The sequence below is a fragment of the Pseudomonas sp. H3(2019) genome (assembly GCF_007713465.1).
Classification (GTDB): Bacteria; Pseudomonadota; Gammaproteobacteria; order Pseudomonadales; family Pseudomonadaceae; genus Aquipseudomonas.
Map to the genome: position 1 here is coordinate 274428 of NZ_VMSG01000004.1, position 21641 is coordinate 296068.

Here is a 21641-nt window from a genome sequence, read left to right on the forward strand (position 1 = left end):
CGAAAACTCTCGCAGTGGGTTAGTGGCTCAAGCCGTATTTTTTAACTTTGTCGAACAGCGTGGTCTTGGCCATGCCCAGTTCCAGGCTGGCCTGGGTCAGGTTGCCGCCGCTGCGCTGCAAGGCGTCGTTGAGCAGGTTACGTTCGAAGGCTTCCACCGCTTCGGAGAACGCCAGATCTTGGGCGGCACCACCAGTGCCGGATTTCTTGAAGGCCGGCAAACCCAGGGCAAAACGCTCGGCGACGTTACGCAGCTCGCGCACGTTGCCGGGCCAGTCGTGGCTCATCAGGTTCGACAGGGTCTGGTTGTCCAGTTCAGGCAACGCACGGTCAAAGCGCAGGGACGATTGCTGCAAGAAGTGTTCGAACAATTGCAGGATGTCTTCGCGTCGCTCACGCAGCGGCGGCAGTTCCAGGGTGACCACGTTCAAGCGGTAATACAGGTCGCTACGAAACTGACCGGCGCGGCTCAAGTCGTCGAGGTCGGACTTGGTTGCCGCGATCACCCGGCAGTCGACCGCAACGCTCTGGTTCGAGCCGAGCCGCTCCAGCGTGCGCTCCTGCAATACCCGCAGCAGTTTGATTTGCAGCGGCAATGGCATGCTTTCCACTTCATCGAGGAACAACGTGCCGCCGTCGGCGTGTTCGATCTTGCCGATCCGCCGTTTGCCGGCGCCGGTGAACGCATTCGCTTCATGACCGAAAATTTCGCTTTCGAACAGGTTCTCCGGCAGGCCACCGCAGTTCAGCGCGACGAATTGCTGCGAGTGACGGCGGCTGAAGTCGTGCAGGCAACGCGCAACCAGTTCTTTGCCGGTGCCGGTCTCGCCTTCGATCAGCACGTTGGCCGAGGTGTCGGCGACGTTGGCGATCAGCTCGCGCAGGTGCTGCATGGCGGGCGAGCGGCCGATGATCCGACCTTCTAGGGAATCACGCTCGGCCAACTGTCGGCGTAGCGAAGTCACTTCGCGAGCCAGGCTGCGTTGCTCCAGGGCGCGGCGCGCGACGTCGACCAGGCGTTCGGGGGAGAACGGTTTCTCCATGAAGTCGTAGGCGCCTTTTTGCATCGCGCCAACCGCCATCGAGATGTCGCCATGGCCGGTGATCAGCACCACCGGCAGGCTACGGTCACGGGCCTTGAGACGGCTCAGCAGTTCCAGGCCATCGATGCCCGGCAGGCGAATGTCGCTGATGACGATCCCGGCAAAGTTGTCGCCGACCCGTGCCAGAGCCTCTTCAGCGCTGCCAACGCCTTCGCAGGGAATATCTTCCAGAGCCAGCGCCTGCTGGCAACCGAGCAGGACATGGGGATCGTCTTCGACGATCAGCACACTAAGGTCGTTGTTCATATCGGCTCGGCAGGAACGGGGCTTACCAACGGTAAGCTGAGGACGAAAGCGGTACCACCGCTGGCCGGGTGCTCGACGCCGAGGTGACCGCCGGTGGCGGCCGCCAGGCTCGCCGACAGGGTCAGGCCAAGGCCCAGACCCTGTTCGCCGGGTTTGGTGGTAAAGAAAGGTTCGAACAAATGCTTGCGGGCTTCGGCATCGATACCGTGGCCGTTGTCGCGGACGCGCAGGTGATATTTGCCGTCGACAACCTCGCCTTCCAGCCATAGCTCGGGCAATGGCTGCGCTTGCATGGCGTCCAGCGCGTTGCCAATCAGGTTGACCAGGATCTGCTCCAGACGGGTCTGGTCGATCTGTACTTGCACGTCGCTGAACTCGCGGTGCAACAGCAAACGAGCGCTTTCAAGGCGTGCGCCGAGCAACTGCAAGGCGGCGTCTACCGCTTTGCCGAGGCTGGCTTGGCCCTGATCGTCGCCGCGCCGGGCAAAGGAGCGCAGGCTGGCGGTGATCCGGCCCATGCGGTCGATCAATTCGTTGATGGTTTTCAGGTTGGCACTGGCGATGTCCAGCTGACCGCGCTCAAGAAAGCGCACGGTGTTGCCGGACAAGGTGCGCAACGCAGCCAGCGGCTGGTTCAATTCATGGGCAATGCTGGTGGACATCTGGCCGATGGCCGCAAGTTTGCCAGCTTGTACCAGTTCATCCTGAGCCCGGCGCAGCGTTTCTTCGGCCTGGCGACGTTCGCGGATCTGGCTTTTCAGGCGCTCGTTGCTGGCCCGCAGGTCGGTAGTGCGTTCGGCAATCTTGCGTTCGAGCTGATTGTTGGCTTCTTGCAGCGCTTCACGGGCGGCGAGGCGGGTGGCGATGACTTTGCGCCGTTCGTTCCAGGCAATCAACAGGAACGCCACCAGCGCGAAGGCCACCGCGACCAGGATGCCCTGGTTGATCGCCTCACGACGCAAATCCCCGAGCGGTGTGAGCAGGGTGAAATTCCACGGCGTATCGCTCAAGGGACGGGTCTGCGACAGGTAGCTGATTTCCTGTTCATCCGAGACCAGTTCGGCGTTGGCCGGGAAGGTGATTTTTTCCACGCCTTCGGACAGTCGCTCGCGCGCCAACGGTTCCAGTTCGTTGAGCGGGTACCAGTAATATTGCAGACTACGGGCCAGGCGCTCCTTGGTGTCGTCGCTGAGCGGGCGAACCGATTTGAGTCGCCGCGCCGGGTCGCTGGACAGAATGATGATGCCATTCTCGTCGCTGACGAAGGCTTCCAGGCGTGCACGCTGCCAGCGCTCTTCCATGGCTTCGAGGCGAACTTTGACCACCGCGACGCCGATGATTTTGCCTTGCTCTTCCAGACCATGCGCCAGGTAGTAGCCGGGCTCGCCGCTGGTGCTGCCGATGCCGTAGAAACGTCCAGGCTGGCCGCGCACGGCATTCTGGAAATACGCACGGAAGGACAGGTCTTCACCGAGGTAGCTGTCGACATCGCGCCAGTTACTGGTGGCCAGTACCCGACCAGTGGTGTCCATCACGTAGATTGCCCGACTACGGCTGCGCCGGTTCAGGCCTTCGAGGTAAGTGTTGACCGCTTGCCGGTGCTCGGGCGTAGGGTCGGCCAGCAGCTCTGAAACACTTGATTCGAGTTCCAGCAAGCTGGGCAGGTAGGTGTACTTGCTGATCTCGCTTTCGACCGCGCGAGCGTGCAGTTCCAACTGACGTTGACCGTTCTCGCTCAGGCTGCGAATCCCGTAGTGCTCGCTGACCCAGAAGCCGAGGTAACCCAATCCGACCATCAGCAAGATGACCAGCGGTGGCATGAACAGATGGCGAATCAGACGGGGTTTCACGGCAAGTGATGGCGGCGCGGCGCGATAGAGGGTGGAGTCGCATTTCATCACAGATGCCTTGGGTCAACCAGATCGCATTCCATAGCAGATCGCTGCCGGTTTGGTGTGGTGAGGGGGCTTGCTCCCGTTGGGCTGTGGAGCGGCCCCAAATACTGCAACTTCATTTCGTCAGACACACCGCATTGACTGGCTTTACGACTGCTGCGCAGTCGAGCGGGGGCAAGCCCCCTCGCCACAATTGATTACCAGCCTTCGGCAACCGCTCCCACAGGTGGGGAGCGGTGCTGTTATCAGTGCTGCAGGATCTTCTCGAGGAAATGCTGCGCGCGGTCGGTGCGGGCGTTGATGTCACCGAAGAACTCTTCCTTCTTGCAGTCCTCGATGATTTTGCCCTGATCCATGAAGATCACCCGGTCCGCCACTTTACGGGCGAAGCCCATTTCGTGGGTTACGCACATCATGGTCATGCCTTCGTGGGCCAGTTGCACCATCACGTCGAGCACTTCATTGACCATTTCCGGGTCGAGCGCCGAGGTCGGTTCGTCGAACAGCATGACGATCGGGTCCATTGCCAGCGCGCGGGCAATCGCCACACGCTGTTGCTGACCACCGGAGAGCTGGCCCGGGTGTTTGTGGGCGTGAGCCGAAAGGCCGACGCGCTCAAGCAGTTGCAGGCCCTTTTGGGTGGCTTCTTCCTTGCTGCGGCCCAACACCTTGATCTGCGCGATGGTCAGGTTTTCGGTGATGGTCAGGTGCGGGAACAGTTCGAAATGCTGGAACACCATGCCAACGCGCGAGCGCAATTTCGGCAGGTCGGTCTTCGGGTCGGCGATGGAGGTGCCATCGACCACCACGTCGCCTTTCTGGAACGGTTCCAGGGCGTTGACGCATTTGATCAGGGTGGATTTACCGGAGCCGGACGGCCCGCACACCACAATCACTTCGCCTTTTTTGACCTCGGTGCTGCAGTCAGTCAGTACCTGGAAGTCGCCATACCACTTGTTGACATTCTTGATAGAAATCATACGGCAAACCTTTTTTGCAGACGCTTGACCAGCCGTGAGGCGGCAAAGCTGATTGTGAAGTACACGAGACCTGCGATGATCAGGAACTCATTGGCGCGGCCGATGATGTCGCCACTGGCCCGCGTAGCATTGAGGAAGTCCACCAGGCCGACCGTGTAGACCAGCGAGGTGTCCTGAAACAGGATGATGCTTTGTTGCAGCAACAGCGGGGTCATCTTGCGAAACGCTTGCGGCAGGATGATCAGGCGCATCATCTGGCCGTAGCTCATGCCCAACGCCTTGGCTGCGCCCATCTGACCTTTGGGAATCGACTGCACACCGGCACGGACGATTTCGCAGAAGTACGCCGCTTCGAACATCATGAAGGCCACGATGCACGAGGTGAACGCACCGATCGGCGTGTCTTCGCCGGTGATCCAGCGCAGCACGAACGGTACCGCCAGGTAGAACCAGGTGATCACCAGCAGCAGCGGGATCGAGCGGAAGTAGTTCACGTAAGCGCCGGCAATGCTCGACAGCAGTTTGCTGTGAGACAGCCGCATCAGCGCCAGGATAGTGCCGAGGATGATCCCGCCGACGACGCCGAGCACCATCAGTTGCAGGGTCATGACCATGCCGTTCCACATGCCGGGGACGGCCTGGACGACTCCACTGAAATCGAGATCCATTATTTACCCCCCACGGAAATCAGGCCGGGCACCGCAACTTTCTTCTCGACCATGCGCATCAGCAGCATCAGGCTCATGTTCAGGGTGAAGTAGATCAGGGTCGCCAGGGTGAAGGCTTCGAACAGGTTGGCGGAGAACTCGGCGGTCTGTTTGGTCTGTGCGAGCAGCTCCATCAGGCCGATCAGCGAGGCGACAGAGGAGTTCTTGAACACGTTCAGGAATTCCGAGGTAAGCGGTGGAATGATGATCCGGTAGGCTTGGGGCAACAGCACATTCCAGTAGATTTGCGGCAGCTTGAAGCCCATGGCGCGGGCCGCCGATTCCTGGCCACGCGGCAGCGCCTGGATACCCGTGCGCACTTGCTCGCAAACCCGGGCGGCAGTGAACAGGCCCAGGCACACGACGACGCTCAGGTAGGCCGAGGTGGTCGGATTCAGGTCCTGCTTGTACCAGTTCTGCAGGTTTTGCGGCAACAGGTCGGGCACCAGGAAGTACCAGATGAACAGCTGAACCAGCAGCGGTACGTTACGAAAGAGTTCCACATAGCAGGTGGCGATGCCCGATACCAGGCGATTCGGTACGGTACGCATGACGCCGAGCACCGAGCCCAGCATCAAGGCGACGAACCAGGCCACGATGGCGATGGCGATGGTCCAGCCCAATCCCGTGATGAACCAGTCGAGATAGGTCTCGCTGCCCACACCGGTGGACTTGAAGAACACGCCCCAATCCCAGTTGTAATTCATTAGGGTCTCCCCTCAGATCGATCAATGTACAAGTGCCCGCCTGGGGAAACTCCGTTCCCTCTGATCTCGACGATCAGGCACACACGACCGGCTCGACAATCACCGGTTCGAGTGTTTCCAGAAAGTGCCAGCAGGTAGTGACAGCCTCCTGAAAGGGTGCAGGCCCAGTCAGGAGGTGGGTTAGTCAGAAATCAGGATTTCTTTTCTTCAGCCGCTTTGTCGGTCGGATTGGCGATCAGGGCCTTGAGCTCGTCGCTCATCGGGAACATCAGGTTCAGGCCTTTTGGCGGGATTGGCTGCATGAACCATTTTTCGTAGATCTTGTTGATCTCTCCGGATTTGTAAGTCGCAACGATGGCGTCGTCCACAGCCTTCTTGAACGGCGCGTCGCCCTTGCGGACCATGCAACCGTAGATTTCGTAGGACTGTGGAGTACCGGTCACGGCCCAGTCAGTCGGCTTCTTGGCCTTGGCCATTTCACCGGCCAGCAAGGCGTCGTCCATCATGAAGGCGACAGCACGGCCCGATTCCAGCATCTGGAAGGATTCGCCATGGTCTTTGGCGGAGATGACGTTCATGCCCATCTGCTTGTCGGCGTTCATCGACTTCAGAATACGCTCGGACGTGGTGCCGGCGGTGGTCACGACGTTCTTGCCTTTGAGGTCGGCGAAGTCTTTGTACGGCGAGTCGTTTTTCGACAGCAGCTTGGTGCCGATTTCGAAGATGCCAACGGAGAAGTCAACTTGTTGCTGGCGTTCGGTGTTGTTGGTGGTGGAGCCGCACTCGACGTCCACAGTGCCGTTCTGCACCAGTGGAATACGGGTTTGCGAGGTGACCAGGTTGTATTTGACCTGCAGGTTCGGCATGTCCAGGTCTTTCTTGATGGCTTCGACGATTTTCAGCTGAATATCGTGGGAGTAGCCGACCGGTTTTCCGGAAGCGTCTGCAATGTAGGAAAACGGAATAGAAGCGTCTCGATGCCCCAGAGTAATGGTGCCGGACTCTTTGATCTTCTTCAGGGTGCCGGTGAGTTCGGCGGCGAAAACTGGCGTGCTGATCAGAGCGGCCGCAATGGCTGCGCCCAGGATATGGGGAACGATACGCATCAAATTTTCCTCAACATTGTTTTTATAGTGAGCCAGTTCATCGGCCCTTTTGTACTGCGCAATACCTTGACGGCTCCTGAAGTGTTGGCACATCAGACATTCGTCCCAAAATGTAGAGCATGAGTCGTGCCAGGCCAGGCTTACTCAATCAACATATTGATTTTCAAAGATATTAAATATTTGTGGGGTTGGTTTTAGGATTCGATGATCCGGTTAACCGAATCGACTGATGGGTCGCGTTCGGAAAACCGAATGCCGGAGAAGCGCAAATCTTGTAGGAGCAAGTCTTGCCCGCGATGAACGATAACGCGGTGTAACAGACAGATAGCGTAACGGCCATCGCGAGCAAGCTTTGCTCCTATAGAGGGGCGGGTTGTCAGCATGCAAAAAGCCCCCGAATCGTGAGATTCAGGGGCTTTTGTTGAGCCGGATTACCGATCAGGCCGCTTCGATCTTGCGGCGGTTCTGCTCGAGCTTGTTCAGGTACAGCTGCACGTTCCCTTGCTCCGCCTGGGTGGTGAACAGGCCCAGTTTGCTGCGACGCCAGAGAATGTCGTGAGCGCTGGTGGCCCATTCTTCGTGGCACAGGTAATCGACTTCGCGAGTGTAGAGACCGCCCCCCAGGTGTTCGCCCATGTCCTTCAAGCTCTGTACACCTTCGAGCATGCGCCAGGTGCGGCTGCCATAAGTGGTGGCCCAGCGTCGGGCCATTTCCGTCGGCAGCCAGTCGAACTTGTCGCGAATCAACGCGCTCAAGGCCTGTGGCGTGGTCATGTCTTCGCCGCCCGGCAGGGTCGCTTGCGCAGTCCAGCTCGGCTTCATTTCCTTGAAGTACGGTGCCAGCTGCGCCATGGCCGACTCGGCCAGTTTGCGGTAGGTGGTCAGTTTTCCACCGAACACTGACAGCAGCGGGGCTTCTTCAGTGCTGCCGGACAAAGCCAGGGTGTAATCGCGGGTCACGGCCGACGGATTGTCGGATTCGTCGTTGCACAGCGGGCGAACGCCGGAGTAAGTGTGCAGGATGTCGCTGCGGCTGATTTGTTTCTTGAAGTGCGCATTGACCACTTTCAGCAGGTAATCGGTCTCGCCTTCGGTGATGGCGACTTTTGCTGGATCGCCGGTGTACTCGCGGTCCGTGGTACCAATCAGGGTGAATTGATTGAGGTACGGAATGGTGAACACGATGCGCTGGTCTTCGTTCTGCAGGATATGCGCGTGTTCGCCTTCGTACAGCTTCGGCACGATCAGGTGGCTGCCCTGAATCAGACGGATGCCGTAAGGCGATTCCATCTTCAGGTCATCACGAATGAACTTGGCGACCCATGGGCCGGCGGCATTCACCAGCGCCTTGGCGCAGATCGAGAACAGGCTGCCGTCGGCGCGCTCCAGGTTCAGCTCCCACAGGCCTTTGCTGCGACGGGCACTGACACAACGGGTCTGGGTGTGAACGTGGGCGCCTTTTTCGCGGGCGGCCATGGCGTTGAGCACCACCAGACGGGCGTCGTCGACCCAGCAGTCGGAGTATTCGAAACCTTTGGTGATTTCGCTTTTCAGCGCGCTGTCGGCACCGAACTTCAGGCTTTTGGAACCGGCGAGTTTTTCCCGTTTTCCGAGATGATCATAAAGGAACAGGCCTGCGCGGATCATCCATGCCGGGCGCAGATGCGGGCGGTGCGGCAACACAAAGCGCATTGGCTTGACGATGTGCGGGGCCTTGGCCAGCAGCACTTCACGCTCGGCCAGGGCCTCACGCACCAGGCGGAATTCGTAATGTTCGAGGTAGCGCAGGCCGCCGTGGATCAGCTTGCTGCTGGCGGACGAGGTATGACTGGCCAGATCGTCCTTTTCGCAAAGGAACACCGAAAGACCGCGACCGGCGGCATCCGCTGCAATCCCTACACCGTTAATCCCGCCACCAATGACGGCGATATCGTAGACCTCGGCAAGAGGGGGCATAGGCAAGGTTGAAGTGGGCATCGGCTGGCCTCGGGTTCTTTCGATATTTGAATTCGAACATTAATGTTCATTTGCGAAAATGGTAGCGCATAAACCCGGGCACAGCTAGCTGACTTCGATTGAAAATACTGATCGAAGGAAGGGGAAAGGAAAATTTTCGAACATTCGCGGTAGATCGTTCCTCACGCTCTGCGTGGGAATGCATCCATAGACGCTCTGCGTCAGCTCTTGAAGCGGGACGCGGAGCGTCCCAAGCGGCATTCCCACGCAGAGCGTGGGGACGAGAATCGCGGGGGGGTTAAACCACTTCCAGCCGAATCTTGTGCTGGCTCAGCAGTTGCGCCAATGCCGGAACCGGTGCGTGGTCGGTCACCAGGCAGTCGATCAGGCTGATTGGCCCAAGGCGGACCATGGCGTTGCGGCCGAACTTGCTGGAGTCTGCTGCCAGCAAGACTTGCCGGGCGTTGGCGATGATCGCCTGGGAGACCCGTACTTCCTGGTAGTCAAAGTCGAGCAGGCTGCCGTCTTCATCGATGCCGCTGATGCCGACCAGCGCAAAGTCGACCTTGAACTGGTTGATGAAGTCGACGCAGGCCTGACCGACTACGCCGCCATCACGGCGCACGTTGCCGCCGGCCAGCAGGACTTCGAAGTCATCCTTGGCGCTGAGGATCGAGGCGACGTGCAGGTTGTTGGTGATCACCTTGAGCTGGCTGTGATTGAGCAGCGCCCGGGCGATGGATTCGGTGGTGGTACCGATATTGATGAACAGCGAGGCGTGATCGGGGATTTGTGCGGCGATGGCTTCGGCGATGCGTTGTTTCTCATCGCGCATCTGATCGGCACGCATGGCGTAGGCGGTGTTTTCGACACTTGAATCGTAAGCTGCGCCGCCGTGATAGCGACGCAACAAATTCACTTCCGCCAATTGATTGATATCGCGGCGGATGGTCTGCGGTGTAACTACGAACAGCTGAGCCATTTCCTCGATGCTGACGTAGCCGCGTTCGCGGACCAGTTCGAGGATTTGCTGCTGACGGGGAGGCAGATTCATAGGGCTTCCTTTGGGCTGCCGTGCAAAATTTGCCCATGATGCCGTACGAATCACCTCCCTACCAGTTACATACCGATACGAATCCGCTACTTGGCTTATTCAGCGCCTTCGTGCGGTTCCCAGTCGCGGGTGCGGCTGACGGCTTTTTTCCAGCCAGCGTAGAGTTTTTCCTTCGCGGTTTCGTCCAGTTGCGGGTCGAACTCGCGTTCGATTACCGCCTTGCCGCGCAGTTCGTCCAGGCTGCCCCAGAAACCGCAGGCCAGGCCGGCCAGGTAGGCGGCACCGAGTGCAGTGGTTTCACGCATTTGCGGGCGTTCGACCTTGGTGCCGAGGATGTCCGCCTGGAATTGCATCAGGAAGTTGTTCGCGACTGCACCGCCGTCTACGCGCAGAGCCTTGAGACGTTCGCCGGAGTCCTGTTGCATGGCGTCGAGTACGTCGCGGGTCTGGTAGGCAATCGACTCCAGTGCTGCGCGAATGATGTGATCCACGCGTACGCCGCGAGTCAGGCCGAACAGCGCGCCGCGGGCATACGGGTCCCAGTACGGGGCGCCGAGGCCAGTGAAGGCGGGTACCAGGTAGACGCCGTTGCTGTCCTTGACCTTGTTGGCAAAGTATTCGGTGTCGTGAGCGTCGTTGATGATCTTCAGTTCGTCGCGCAGCCACTGAACGGTGGAGCCGCCGTTGAACACCGCGCCTTCCAGTGCGTAGGCCACTTCGCCGCGTGGGCCGCAGGCGATGGTGGTGAGCATGCCGTGCCGGGATTTAACCGCTTTGTCGCCGGTGTTCATCAGCAGGAAGCAGCCGGTGCCGTAGGTGTTTTTCGCCTGGCCCGGTTCAACGCACATCTGGCCGAACAGCGCGGCCTGCTGGTCGCCGGCAATACCGCCGATGGCGATGCCGCTCTTGGTGTGGCCATAGATTTCCGATGACGACTTGACCTCCGGGAGCATCTCGCGCGGGATGTCCAGCACCTCGAGCATCTTGGCGTCCCACTCCAGGGTATGGATGTTGAAGAGCATGGTGCGCGAGGCGTTGGTGTAGTCGGTGACGTGGGTCTTGCCGCCGGTAAATTTCCAGATCAGCCAGCTGTCGACGGTGCCGAACAGCAGCTCGCCTTTGCGTGCGCGTTCGCGGCTGCCTTCGACGTTGTCGAGGATCCACTTGAGTTTGGTGCCGGAGAAGTACGGGTCGGTGACCAGGCCAGTGGTTTCGCTGATGTACTGCTCGTGGCCGTCGCGCTTGAGTTGCTGGCAGATCTCGGTGCTGCGGCGGCATTGCCAGACGATTGCGTTGTAGATCGGCCGGCCAGTGGTCTTGTCCCAGACCACAGTGGTTTCACGCTGGTTGGTGATGCCGATGGCCGCTACCTGATCGTGATGCAGGCCGGCTTGCGCCAGGGCCTCGACCATCACGGCACTTTGGGTCGCGAAGATTTCCATCGGGTCGTGTTCGACCCAGCCGGCCTGCGGGTAATGCTGGGCGAATTCACGTTGTGCAGTGCAGACCACGTTGGCGTCACGGTCGAAAATGATCGCCCGGGAGCTGGTCGTACCCTGATCGAGGGCAATGATGTAGTTCTTATTCTGAATGTCGGTCATGTCGATTGCCTTGGACGAAATAAAGGAGTGAGTTGGGGCGCGTGATCAATGGTGGGCAGGATCGCGCGCCGCCGCTTTCAGGAGATTCGTGCTTTGCCGTCAATGGCGGGCTCTGCATCCTTTGTAGCAGGTATGGTGATCGGTAGATGACGGGCAATCAGCCCGCGATAGGCCGCAGCGCCGAGGCAGGCACCCAGGATCGGTGCAAAAATCGGAATCAGGAAGTACGGAATATCACGGCCGCCAGTGAAGGAAATTTCACCCCAGCCAGCGAAGAAAGTCATCAGCTTAGGACCGAAGTCTCGCGCGGGGTTCATCGCAAAACCGGTCAGCGGGCCCATCGAGCTGCCAATGACGGCGATCAGCAGGCCGATCAACAGTGGCGCCAAAGGGCCTTTAGGCAGGCCATTGTTGTCGTCGGTCAGGGACATGATCACGCCCATCAGGATGGCGGTGATGATCACCTCCACCAGAAACGCCTGGGCTGTCGACAGGGCAGGGTTCGGGAAGGTGGAGAACACCGAGGCCAGTTCTAGGCTGGCTTGTGTGCCACGAACCATCTGGTGAGTTTGTTCGAAATCGAAGAACAGGTTGCTGTAAAGCGTGTAAACCAACAACGCTGCGCAGAAGGCACCAGCGACTTGGGAGAAGATGTAGAGCGGCAGTTTACGCTTCTCGAAATCGGCGAAAATGCACAGCGCGATGCTGACGGCCGGGTTCAGGTGAGCGCCGGAAACACCCGCAGTCAGGTAGATCGCCATGCTGACGCCGATCCCCCAGATGATGCTGATTTCCCATAGCCCAAAGCTGGCGCCCGCGACTTTGAGCGCGGCAACACAGCCAGTACCAAAAAAAATCAATAAGGCAGTACCCAGGAACTCGGCCATGCATTGGCTCGAGAGCGATGGTTGTTGCGATGCAGTTGTCATTGAAAACCTCGTTTTTGTTGTTGTTGGGCGCTCTTCTCGAAATGGTCAGAGCGCGATTTTCACCGAGGCAGGATCCCCATCCTGGTCTCGGCCTACTGCCGGGTACTACGCAGAAACGTTTATGCATCATTCAGATTCGAAAAAATATAGACAAGAAATGCTGATGTCAAAGGTCGAAAGTGAACCATCGGTCATATTTAAACTATTGGTCAGCTGAATGATCATTTGGATGGCCTCGGGAGATGGCTGGATTTTGTCTTGCGTTTGCCTGTTCTTGAGTGCGCAGGAGCCGGTAATAGAGCCTTTTGCTCGGTGATGGCCTAGAATCCAGCGCAGTATTTTTCTTCTATCGCCAGGCTTGGAGCTGCCATGACCCCCGCATTGGATCTGTTGAAAAAAGTTCGTGCCGAACATCGCGTGCACAGTTATGAACATGATCCGAAGGCTGCGTCCTACGGTCTGGAGGCAGCGGAAAAGCTCGGGCTGGATCCGGCGCAAGTGTTCAAGACACTGCTGGCCGCGAGCGAGAAGGGGGAGTTGCTGGTGGCCGTCGTGCCAGTCGTCGGAAGTCTGGACTTGAAGGCGCTGGCACATGCTGCGGGGGTGAAGAAAGTCGAGATGGCTGATCCCGCGGCTGCGCAACGGGCAACCGGTTACTTGCTGGGGGGCATCAGTCCGCTAGGGCAGAAGAAGCGTTTGCGCACGTTCATCGATAACAGTGCTCAGCCTTTCGCGAGCATTTACGTCAGCGCTGGCCGGCGTGGTCTTGAGGTCGAGTTGGCGGCGACGGTGCTGGCCGAGCATACCCAGGCCACATTCGCCGATATCGGTCGGGCCTGACCGCCGCGCTGTATGGTGAAAATCGGCATGTTCTGTCTCTGGTTGCCAGGTAGCGGTTGATGCATGCTCGTCCTCGCCTACAACAAGGAGAGTATCCATGCAGCTTGCGTTTCATCAGGTCGACGCGTTCAGTGATCAACCGTTCAGTGGCAATCCGGCGATGGTCTATCGGCTCGACGCCTGGCTCGCCGATGAGCTGATGCAAAAAATCGCCGCCGAGCACAATCTTGCTGAAACTGCGTTTGTGGTGCGTGAGGCGCAAGGCTGGCGTATCCGCTGGTTCACACCGACCACCGAAGTGCCGTTGTGTGGTCACGCGACGCTGGCCAGCGCTTATGTGTTGTTCGAGGTCTATAAAGAACCCGTTGAGCGCCTGGACTTCATCAGCAAGTCCGGTCCCTTGAGTGTGAGTCGGGAAGGCGAACGGCTATGGCTGGATTTTCCGGCGATCGCACTGCGTGAAGTGGACGAGAACCCGGACGTAGCGCGGGCGCTGGGCGTGCAGCCTCTTGAGGTGCGGGGGGCCAACGAGTTGTTCGTGGTGCTGGAGTCGGAGCAGGCGGTGCTCGATTGCCAGCCGGACATGGTCGCGCTGGCGAAGTTGCCCTGGCTTGGCGCAATCATTACGGCACGCGGTACGCGGCATGATTTCGTCTCGCGGTACTTCGCGCCGGCCATCGGTATCAACGAAGATCCGGTCACCGGTTCGACGCATTGCCTGCTGATCCCTTATTGGTCGCAGCGCTTGGATAAAACCAGCTTGACGGCGTATCAGTGTTCGGCGCGGGGAGGGGAGTTGTTCTGCCGCCTGGAAGGGGATCGGGTGAAGATCGGTGGTAATGCGACGCTGGTGGCCAGCGGGACGTTGATGTTGGGTTAGCTTAAAAGATCGCAGCCTTCGGCAGCTCCTACAAGACTGCGATCTTTTTACATGACTTCAATGCGCGGTGCTGCTGCATGCCTGGAACAGCACCAGGTGTTCGGCGGCCACGCGGATGCCGACATCGGCGCCGACTAGATGATCGGCATGGCTCGGGAAGATCGATTCCAGTTGGCTACCCGTCGATAGCTGCAAGCGATACAAGGTCGATGCACCGAGAAACGTCTTGCCGACGATCCGCGCTTTGAGCGGGCTGTCTGGCGCATAGACGATATCGTCCGGGCGCAGCAACACATCCACCGCGCCACCGGTTGGCCAGGTGTACGCGCGATTACCGCGCAGCACACCCAGTTCGGTCTGTACCGATTCCGGGGTCTGCAACTGACCGCGAATGAAATAACCCTGACCGATAAAGCTCGCCACAAACGGTGTTTGCGGTTCGTGGTACAGGTTGTAAGGCGTGTCCCACTGCTCCAGTCGACCCTCCTTGAACACGCCAACCTGATCGCTGACGGCAAAGGCTTCTTCCTGGTCGTGAGTCACCAGAATCGCACTGGTGCCGCGAGCCTTGAGGATGTCCCGGACTTCATGGCTGAGTTTGCGGCGTAACTCACCATCGAGGTTGGAGAACGGTTCGTCGAGCAACAGCAGTTGCGGCTCCGGGGCCAACGCCCGGGCCAGTGCCACGCGTTGTTGCTGGCCGCCAGAGAGTTCGTGCGGGAAGCGCTTGCCGAGGTGCTTCAGGTTGACCAGCTCAAGCATCTCTTCGGTGACCCGGTCTTTCTGGGGATGCTTGCGAATGCCAAAGGCGATGTTCTCGGCCACGCTCAGGTGCGGGAACAGCGCGTAGTCCTGGAACACCATGCCGATCCGGCGTTTCTCCGGCGCGAGGGTGAAACCGGCGCTGGAGATGGTTTCACCGGCCAGCTGGATTTCTCCTTCGTGAACCGGTTCAAAGCCTGCAATCGCCCGCAGCGTGGTGGTTTTGCCGCAGCCGGAAGAGCCGAGCAGGCAACCGATATCACCGGCATTGAGGTGCAGGTTGAGGTTCTGGACGACCCGCTGGTCTTGATAACCGCAGGCCAGATTGCGCAGGTTCAGCAGTGACGAATGACTCATGCGTGGTGATATGCCGGCTCAACGAGAAACTCGAGCAGAGCCTTTTGCGCATGCAGACGGTTCTCGGCCTGATCCCAGGCAACCGAACGCGGATCGTCGAGCAGGTCGAGGCTGATTTCTTCACCGCGGTGGGCGGGCAGGCAGTGCATGAACAACACATCCTCGGCGGCCAGATCGAGCAAGGCACGATTAACCTGGAACGGTGCGAACAGCTTGAGGCGCTTGGCGGTTTCTTCTTCCTGGCCCATGGAGGTCCAGACGTCGGTGCTGACCAGATGTGCGCCGCGTACCGCTTCCCGAGGATCGCGGACGATGGTCACTCGATCGCCGGCCTTGGCCACGAATTCAGGGTTTGGCTCGTAGCCTTCAGGGCAGGCGATGCGCAGCTGGAAGTCGAACTGGATGGCGGCTTCTATATAGCTGTTGCACATGTTGTTGCCGTCGCCGATCCAGGCCACGGTCTTGCCCTGGATCGAGCCGCGATGTTCGAGGAAAGTCTGCATGTCGGCCAGCAACTGGCACGGGTGCAGGTCGTCGGACAGGCCGTTGATCACGGGTACGCGTGAGTTGGCGGCGAATTCGGTCAGGGTGCTGTGGGCAAAAGTACGGATCATCACCGCATCGAGCATGCGCGACATGACGATGGCGCAGTCGCCGATCGGTTCGCCGCGGCCCAGTTGGGTGTCACGGGGCGACAGGAAAATCGCCTGGCCGCCAAGCTGGATCATGCCGGCCTCAAACGACAGCCGGGTACGCGTCGAGGATTTCTCGAAGATCATCCCGAGTACGCGATTTTTCAACGGCTCGAACAGTACGCCGCGGTTACGCAGGTCTTTGAGCTCAATGCCTCGACGGATCACGCTGACCAGCTCTTCGGGCGTGCAATCCATCAGGGAGAGAAAGTGCCTTGCGCTCATCATTGACTACCTTTTTGCAACAGACCGCAGATACTCAAAGCCTTGTTTAACTGAAAAACGGGCGAGACCTGCGGCGAAAGCCGCACGGGGCGACGAAATAGGGGAAGGCGCGATATTGACATTAAATGTCGCGTCTTACCAATAGGCTACGGTTTTTAGGGGATTTCAGAGGGGCTACGGGATGACCGTAGTCGCGCTTTTGAAGCCTGTTTCCTGACAGCAGCGACCTCTTTGTACACTGCCCTCGCGCGCCTTGGCAATCAAGCGGGGCGGGAAAAGCACAGCCCCAGTCGGTTTCTGACCTGTCGGCCGGGGTGGTTACAGGCAGGAGGATCCGGCCTGCCTTCGCTTGAAACATTTGCTAATGCAAAGTGCTGGGTTATAAATAACTCACGAGTGACACAGGAAGCCTTTGGAATGGAATCGAAAGAACAGCAATTGCTGGAGCTGCTGGGTCTCACGGCGCGCACCCTGACTCACCTGACCGCTTCCATGACCTCAATGTCCTTTGAGTTGATGCGCAGCGAGGATGACGTGACCCAGGCTGCGGGTCGACGGATGATCGACCGCATGGCCACCGTCAGCGCCGGGCTCGACGAGCACTGGCGCCTGATCGGCGAACTCACGGGCGTGCACATTGCCCAGGAGCAGATCGAAACCATCCAGGAAATCCAGCTTCAAGCACCCTCCAGACTTCCCGAGGGCTGATATCGGCGGGCCTGATGGTCCTCGATTCACAAGACGAACGTCGCTGGCGCAGCGCTCGGTCACAGCCCATAGTTTTGTTCCTGCAACCGGATGCCGGTTGCCTCGAATAAAACAGAGAATGGCCATGACCAAGACTCTTCATCACCGTGCCTGCCACCTGTGTGAAGCCATTTGCGGCTTGACCATCGAAACCACCGCAACCGACGACGCTGGCGTGCAAATCACCTCGATCAAGGGTGATCCGCAGGACAGCTTCAGTCGCGGTCATATCTGCCCCAAGGCGGTGGCGCTGCAAGATATCCAGAACGACCCCGACCGCCTGCGACAGCCGATGCTGCGGGTCGGCAGCGAGTGGCAAGCAATTGCCTGGGACGAGGCTTTTGCTCTGGTGGCTGAACGCCTGTCGGCGATTCAGGCGCGCCATGGTCAGAACGCCGTCGCGGTTTATCAGGGCAATCCCAGCGTGCACAACTATGGGCTGATGACCCACAGCAATTACTTCCTCGGTTTGCTCAAAACCCGCAACCGTTTCTCTGCCACCTCGGTCGATCAATTGCCCCAGCACCTCACCAGTCATTTGATGTACGGCCATGGTTTGCTGCTGCCGATTCCGGACATCGATCACACCGATTTCATGCTGATCCTGGGCGGTAATCCGCTCGCCTCCAACGGCAGCATCATGACCGTACCGGATGTCGAAAAGCGCTTGAAGGCGATTCAGGCCCGAGGCGGCAAAGTGGTGGTGGTCGATCCGCGTCGCAGCGAAACGGCAGCGATTGCCGATCAACATATATTTGTCCGTCCAGGCGGTGATGCGGCGCTGTTATTCGGGTTGCTCAATACCGTGTTCGCCGAAGGCTTGAGCCGCGACAGTCATTTGCCGGTAGACGGGCTGGAGGAGGTTCGTCAGGCCGTCGCATCCTTTAGTGCCGAGGCCATGAGCCCGCTGTGCGCCGTGCCGGCCGAGCAGATTCGGAAGGTGGCGCGAGACTTTGCCAGCGCGAAGACCGCCGTGTGTTATGGCCGTATGGGCGTTTCGACCCAGGCGTTCGGGACCTTGTGTCATTGGCTGGTGCAGCTGATCAATCTGGTCACCGGCAACCTGGATCGGGTCGGCGGCGCGCTGTGCACCGAGCCTGCGGTTGACCTGGTGGCATCGACCTCGGGCGGGCATTTCAATCTGTGGCAAAGCCGAGTGTCCGGTCGTCCGGAATACGCCGGTGAGTTGCCGGTGTCGGCGCTGGCCGAAGAGATGCTCACCGAGGGCGAAGGGCAGGTGCGGGCGTTGATCACCGTGGCGGGTAACCCGGTGTTGTCGACACCTAATGGCCGGCAACTGGAGCAGGCGCTGGACGGGCTGGAGTTCATGCTCAGCATTGACTTGTATATCAACGAGACCACGCGTTATGCCGACTTGATTCTGCCGTCGACCTCGGCGCTGGAAAACGATCATTACGACACCACGTTCAATATGTTTGCGGTGCGCAACGTCAGCCGTTTCAACCGGGCGATCCTGCCCAAGCCCGAAGGCGCGCTGCACGATTGGGAGATTTTCGTCGGCCTGGCGCAGGCTTTTGCGGCGAAGACTGGCAAAGAGCTGAAGTCGACGATGTCCCCGGCGAAGATGATCGACCTCGGTTTGCGAGCCGGGCGCTATGGTGATGCGTCGCCGCACAAATTGTCAGTGGCGAACTTGTTCGATCATCCTCACGGGGTCGATCTGGGCGCTCTTCAGGCAAACCTGGCGCCACGTCTGAAAACCGCCAACCAGCGCGTGCAGGCGGCGCCACCGGCGATCCTGGCTGACCTCGCGCGATTTGCCGCATTGCAGGCACCAGCTGCCGATGAGCTATTGATGATCGGTCGCCGCCATGTGCGCAGCAATAACTCGTGGATGCATAACTATCACCGTTTGGTGAAAGGCAAGCCGCGTCATCAGTTGCTGATGCACCCGGACGATCTTTCCAGTCGTGGGCTGAGCGATGGGCAACGGGTGCGGGTCAGTTCACGGGTCGGGGTCATCGAAGTCGAAGTGCTGAGCAGCGTCGAGATGATGAAAGGCGTGGTCAGCCTGCCGCACGGTTGGGGGCATGCCCGACCGGGAGTGCAGATGACCATTGCCATGGGGCAGCCAGGCTCCAGCGCCAACGACCTGACCGATGAGCGCCAGCTCGATGAGTTGTCCGGAAATGCGGCGCTTAATGGTGTGCCGGTGACGGTCGCGGCAGCGTAAACATGTCTGTCGGGGAGACCGAGCATGGCGCTCGGCTTTCCGTTACAATGCGTCACCGTGCCGACAACTGAGTCGGAAAGTTCAGCCGAGGTGCTCCATGGATATCATTGAAACTATTAAAGAGCAGATTGCTAACAACACCATTCTGCTTTACATGAAAGGCTCGCCGAATGCCCCGCAGTGTGGCTTCTCCGCGAAAGCCGCTCAGGCCGTCATGGGCTGTGGTGAGAAGTTCGCTTACGTGGATATCCTGCAGAACCCGGAAATCCGTGCCAACCTGCCAAAGTACGCCAACTGGCCAACCTTCCCGCAATTGTGGGTCGCTGGTGAGCTGGTCGGTGGTAGCGATATCATGACTGAAATGGCCGCTGACGGTTCGTTGCAGGCCCTGATCAAAGACGCTGCGGCAAAAGCCGCTGCTGGCAAGACCGAAGCCTGATTTATAGGCAGCAGCGGCCACCAGGCCGCTCCTGCTGATAATAAAAAGCCCCGCCTCTCGTAAGAGGGCGGGGCTTTTTATTGAGTCGAGATCAGTGCTGTAGAACTTACTCGTCGCCCATCTGCGATTGCAGATAGTTCTCAAGACCGACTTTATCGATCAGGCTCAGTTGAGTTTCCAGCCAGTCGATATGCTCTTCTTCGGATTCGAGAATATCTTCAAGCAGTTCACGACTGCCGAAGTCCCCGACTGTTTCGCAATGAGCGATAGCCACTTTGAGGTCGGCATGGCCGGTACGCTCGATGCGCAGGTCGCACTCAAGCATTTCCTTGGTGTGCTCGCCGATGTGCAGCTTGCCCAGGTCCTGGACATTTGGCAGGCCTTCGAGGAACAGGATGCGCTTGATCAGCTTGTCCGCGTGTTTCATCTCGTCGATGGATTCGTGGTACTCGTGCTTGCCGAGCTTGTTCAGGCCCCAATCTTCATACATACGCGCATGCAGGAAATACTGATTGATTGCGACCAGCTCATTGCCAAGAATCTTGTTGAGGTGCTGGATAACCGTGATGTCGCCTTTCATGTGGGGTCCCGCCCTTTAATTACCCTATAGGCGGCGAAGTTTGAGCCGGACAGTTGTTAGTGTCAAACCTAAGTTATTGAATACTATATAAAAATTAATCGGAATAAGAATGTTTGTGTTCCGCATCCTAGTGCTAAGCGATTGAATTACAGGCATAAAAAAACCGAACGCTAAGTCCGGTTCTTTCGAATGTTCTATTTACGCTGCCGAAAATTCTACAGGGTAGGGGATCGCCGCCTGGCTTAATTGCAATTCGGCCAGGGTTTCGCGCACCACTTGTTTGGCAAGGCAGGCGCATTTTCCACATTGGCCGGCAACGCCGGTGGCTTGGCGTACCTCGCGGTAGCTGCAGCAACCTTCATAGATCGCATCGCGGATTTTTCCGTCGGTGACACCAGTGCAAAGGCAGACATACATAGAGTGAGAACCGTCGTGGGTTATGGCTCGGTTGCGACGGATCTTAATGTTAACGAGAATGATTGTCAAAGTTGTTTCGACAGGCTTTACGCCAGAACAGCGACAGCCTGACGAACGGCATAATGCAGCCCGGGATGGTGTCATTAATCCTGCGCCGAGGTTTTTGATGTCGTTGTAAAAAGCGCTAAGGACAGGTGAAAAACGCGGTGTATGATGTCCGGTCTTTGCGAAGGGCACTCGAGTCATGAACCTGTCGTTTATCCGCGACAGACTGGTTCGATGCCGTTCTTCACGCCACCACACCAGGAGATATCCAATGAGCGTACTCGTAGGCAAACAAGCCCCTGACTTCACCGTACCGGCCGTACTCGGCAATGGCGAAATCGTTGACAGCTTCACCCTGTCCTCGGCCATCAAAGGCAAATACGGCCTGGTGTTCTTCTATCCACTGGACTTCACCTTCGTCTGCCCGTCCGAGCTGATCGCTCTGGACCACCGCATGGCTGACTTCAAGGCACGCAACGTTGAAGTGATCGCTGTTTCGATCGACTCGCACTTCACTCACAACGCCTGGCGCAACACCCCGATCAATGCCGGCGGCATCGGTCAGGTTCAGTACATCATGGCTGCTGACATGAAGCACGACATCGCCAAGGCCTACGACGTTGAGTCCGAAGGCGGCGTGGCTTTCCGTGGCGCATTCCTGATCGACGACAAAGGTGTTGTTCGCTCGCAGATCGTCAACGACCTGCCACTGGGCCGTAACATGGAAGAGCTGATTCGCCTGGTCGACGCCCTGCAATTCCACGAAGAGCACGGCGAAGTTTGTCCGGCCAACTGGAAAAAAGGCGACAAGGGCATGACTGCTTCGCCAGAAGGTGTTGCGGCTTACCTGACCGAGAACGCTGGCAAGCTGTAAGCCACGCGTCAGGCATAAAAAACCGGCCGCTGAGGCTAATGCCGATCAGTTAAGCCTTCTCGCTTGACCTTTGGCCGCAAGAAATCAAAATCCGATGCCTGTACTGGCATCGGATTTTTTTATGCGTCTCGCTCGGGCACTGGAACTGACCCACAACATCGCCTCTACCCCCAACGCCATCGAGGGATTGGATGCTTTGCTCGATCCTTCTTTGGTCGAACAGGCGCTTGAACAAGCGGGTGTGGCGACGTTGCGCAAGCGTCGTTTGCCGCTGGAAATGATGCTCTGGTGCGTGATCTCCATGGC

21 protein-coding genes are annotated in these 21641 nt (G+C 58.6%); 7 read left to right on the top strand and 14 right to left on the bottom strand.

Annotated features, from left to right (window positions below):
- Positions 1-19: 19 nt before the first annotated feature.
- The 10 genes from FPT12_RS06755 to FPT12_RS06800 form a co-directional block, all read right to left on the bottom strand.
- The gene (locus FPT12_RS06755) at positions 20-1348 is read right to left on the bottom strand and encodes a sigma-54 dependent transcriptional regulator (RefSeq protein ID WP_145015196.1); all 1329 of its coding nucleotides are present in this window, start codon (positions 1346-1348) and stop codon (positions 20-22) included.
- Positions 1345-3246: a sensor histidine kinase gene (locus tag FPT12_RS06760; protein WP_145015197.1), complete on the bottom strand. Its 1902-nt coding sequence runs from the start codon at positions 3244-3246 to the stop codon at positions 1345-1347. Before FPT12_RS06760 ends, FPT12_RS06755 begins: the two co-directional genes overlap by 4 nt.
- 242 nt (positions 3247-3488) lie before the next feature.
- The gene (locus tag FPT12_RS06765) at positions 3489-4223 is read right to left on the bottom strand and encodes an amino acid ABC transporter ATP-binding protein (RefSeq protein WP_145015198.1); all 735 of its coding nucleotides are present in this window, start codon (positions 4221-4223) and stop codon (positions 3489-3491) included.
- Positions 4220-4891: an amino acid ABC transporter permease gene (locus tag FPT12_RS06770; RefSeq protein WP_145015199.1), complete on the bottom strand. Its 672-nt coding sequence runs from the start codon at positions 4889-4891 to the stop codon at positions 4220-4222. The genes FPT12_RS06765 and FPT12_RS06770 overlap by 4 nt, the downstream gene beginning before the upstream one ends.
- Complete coding sequence (locus FPT12_RS06775) at positions 4891-5637, bottom strand: amino acid ABC transporter permease (protein ID WP_145015200.1); 747 nt, start codon at positions 5635-5637, stop codon at positions 4891-4893. Before FPT12_RS06775 ends, FPT12_RS06770 begins: the two co-directional genes overlap by 1 nt.
- 191 nt (positions 5638-5828) lie before the next feature.
- The gene (locus FPT12_RS06780; protein WP_145015201.1) at positions 5829-6743 is read right to left on the bottom strand and encodes a glutamate/aspartate ABC transporter substrate-binding protein; all 915 of its coding nucleotides are present in this window, start codon (positions 6741-6743) and stop codon (positions 5829-5831) included.
- Between the two features lie 438 nt (positions 6744-7181).
- The gene (gene glpD / locus FPT12_RS06785) at positions 7182-8720 is read right to left on the bottom strand and encodes a glycerol-3-phosphate dehydrogenase (protein ID WP_145015202.1); all 1539 of its coding nucleotides are present in this window, start codon (positions 8718-8720) and stop codon (positions 7182-7184) included.
- A 277-nt stretch (positions 8721-8997) separates the two neighbouring features.
- Positions 8998-9753, bottom strand: coding sequence for a DeoR/GlpR family transcriptional regulator (locus FPT12_RS06790; RefSeq protein ID WP_071553568.1), 756 nt, complete (start codon positions 9751-9753; stop codon positions 8998-9000).
- A 95-nt stretch (positions 9754-9848) separates the two neighbouring features.
- Positions 9849-11354: a glycerol kinase GlpK gene (gene glpK / locus FPT12_RS06795; RefSeq protein ID WP_145015203.1), complete on the bottom strand. Its 1506-nt coding sequence runs from the start codon at positions 11352-11354 to the stop codon at positions 9849-9851.
- A gap of 77 nt (positions 11355-11431) precedes the next feature.
- A complete protein-coding gene (locus tag FPT12_RS06800) occupies positions 11432-12283 on the bottom strand; it encodes an MIP/aquaporin family protein (protein WP_145015204.1) in 852 nt (283 codons plus the stop codon).
- 369 nt (positions 12284-12652) lie between these two features.
- Between FPT12_RS06800 and ybaK the strand changes: the two genes are divergently transcribed.
- Positions 12653-13123: a Cys-tRNA(Pro) deacylase gene (ybaK, locus tag FPT12_RS06805; RefSeq protein ID WP_019693367.1), complete on the top strand. Its 471-nt coding sequence runs from the start codon at positions 12653-12655 to the stop codon at positions 13121-13123.
- A 97-nt stretch (positions 13124-13220) separates the two neighbouring features.
- A complete protein-coding gene (locus tag FPT12_RS06810) occupies positions 13221-14003 on the top strand; it encodes a PhzF family phenazine biosynthesis protein (RefSeq protein ID WP_145015205.1) in 783 nt (260 codons plus the stop codon).
- A gap of 57 nt (positions 14004-14060) precedes the next feature.
- On the opposite strand, the gene FPT12_RS06815 is transcribed toward FPT12_RS06810, so the two are convergent.
- On the bottom strand, positions 14061-15122 hold the full coding sequence (locus FPT12_RS06815) for an ABC transporter ATP-binding protein (RefSeq protein ID WP_145015206.1): 1062 nt from the start codon (positions 15120-15122) through the stop codon (positions 14061-14063).
- Complete coding sequence (gene argF / locus FPT12_RS06820; protein WP_145015207.1) at positions 15119-16039, bottom strand: ornithine carbamoyltransferase; 921 nt, start codon at positions 16037-16039, stop codon at positions 15119-15121. Before argF ends, FPT12_RS06815 begins: the two co-directional genes overlap by 4 nt.
- Positions 16040-16456: 417 nt before the next feature.
- Between argF and FPT12_RS06825 the strand changes: the two genes are divergently transcribed.
- From FPT12_RS06825 to grxD, 3 genes are all read left to right on the top strand, one after another.
- Positions 16457-16747: a hypothetical protein gene (locus tag FPT12_RS06825; protein ID WP_145015208.1), complete on the top strand. Its 291-nt coding sequence runs from the start codon at positions 16457-16459 to the stop codon at positions 16745-16747.
- Between the two features lie 124 nt (positions 16748-16871).
- Positions 16872-18980 carry a molybdopterin oxidoreductase family protein gene (locus FPT12_RS06830; RefSeq protein WP_145015209.1) on the top strand — a complete coding sequence of 703 codons (2109 nt, stop codon included), beginning with the start codon at positions 16872-16874 and terminating at the stop codon, positions 18978-18980.
- A 97-nt stretch (positions 18981-19077) separates the two neighbouring features.
- Entirely contained in the window at positions 19078-19419 is a 342-nt protein-coding gene (grxD, locus tag FPT12_RS06835) for a Grx4 family monothiol glutaredoxin (RefSeq protein WP_019693361.1), read from the top strand.
- A 106-nt stretch (positions 19420-19525) separates the two neighbouring features.
- On the opposite strand, the gene bfr is transcribed toward grxD, so the two are convergent.
- Both bfr and FPT12_RS06845 read right to left on the bottom strand, forming a co-directional pair.
- Positions 19526-19999, bottom strand: a complete 474-nt coding sequence (gene bfr, locus FPT12_RS06840) for a bacterioferritin (RefSeq protein ID WP_019693360.1) — start codon at positions 19997-19999, stop codon at positions 19526-19528.
- Between the two features lie 198 nt (positions 20000-20197).
- Complete coding sequence (locus FPT12_RS06845) at positions 20198-20416, bottom strand: bacterioferritin-associated ferredoxin (protein ID WP_019693359.1); 219 nt, start codon at positions 20414-20416, stop codon at positions 20198-20200.
- A 316-nt stretch (positions 20417-20732) separates the two neighbouring features.
- Between FPT12_RS06845 and FPT12_RS06850 the strand changes: the two genes are divergently transcribed.
- Positions 20733-21335, top strand: coding sequence for a peroxiredoxin (locus FPT12_RS06850; RefSeq protein ID WP_019693358.1), 603 nt, complete (start codon positions 20733-20735; stop codon positions 21333-21335).
- A gap of 121 nt (positions 21336-21456) precedes the next feature.
- A partial coding sequence (locus tag FPT12_RS06855; protein WP_178098631.1) for a transposase domain-containing protein occupies positions 21457-21641 on the top strand: 185 nt, incomplete at its 3' end.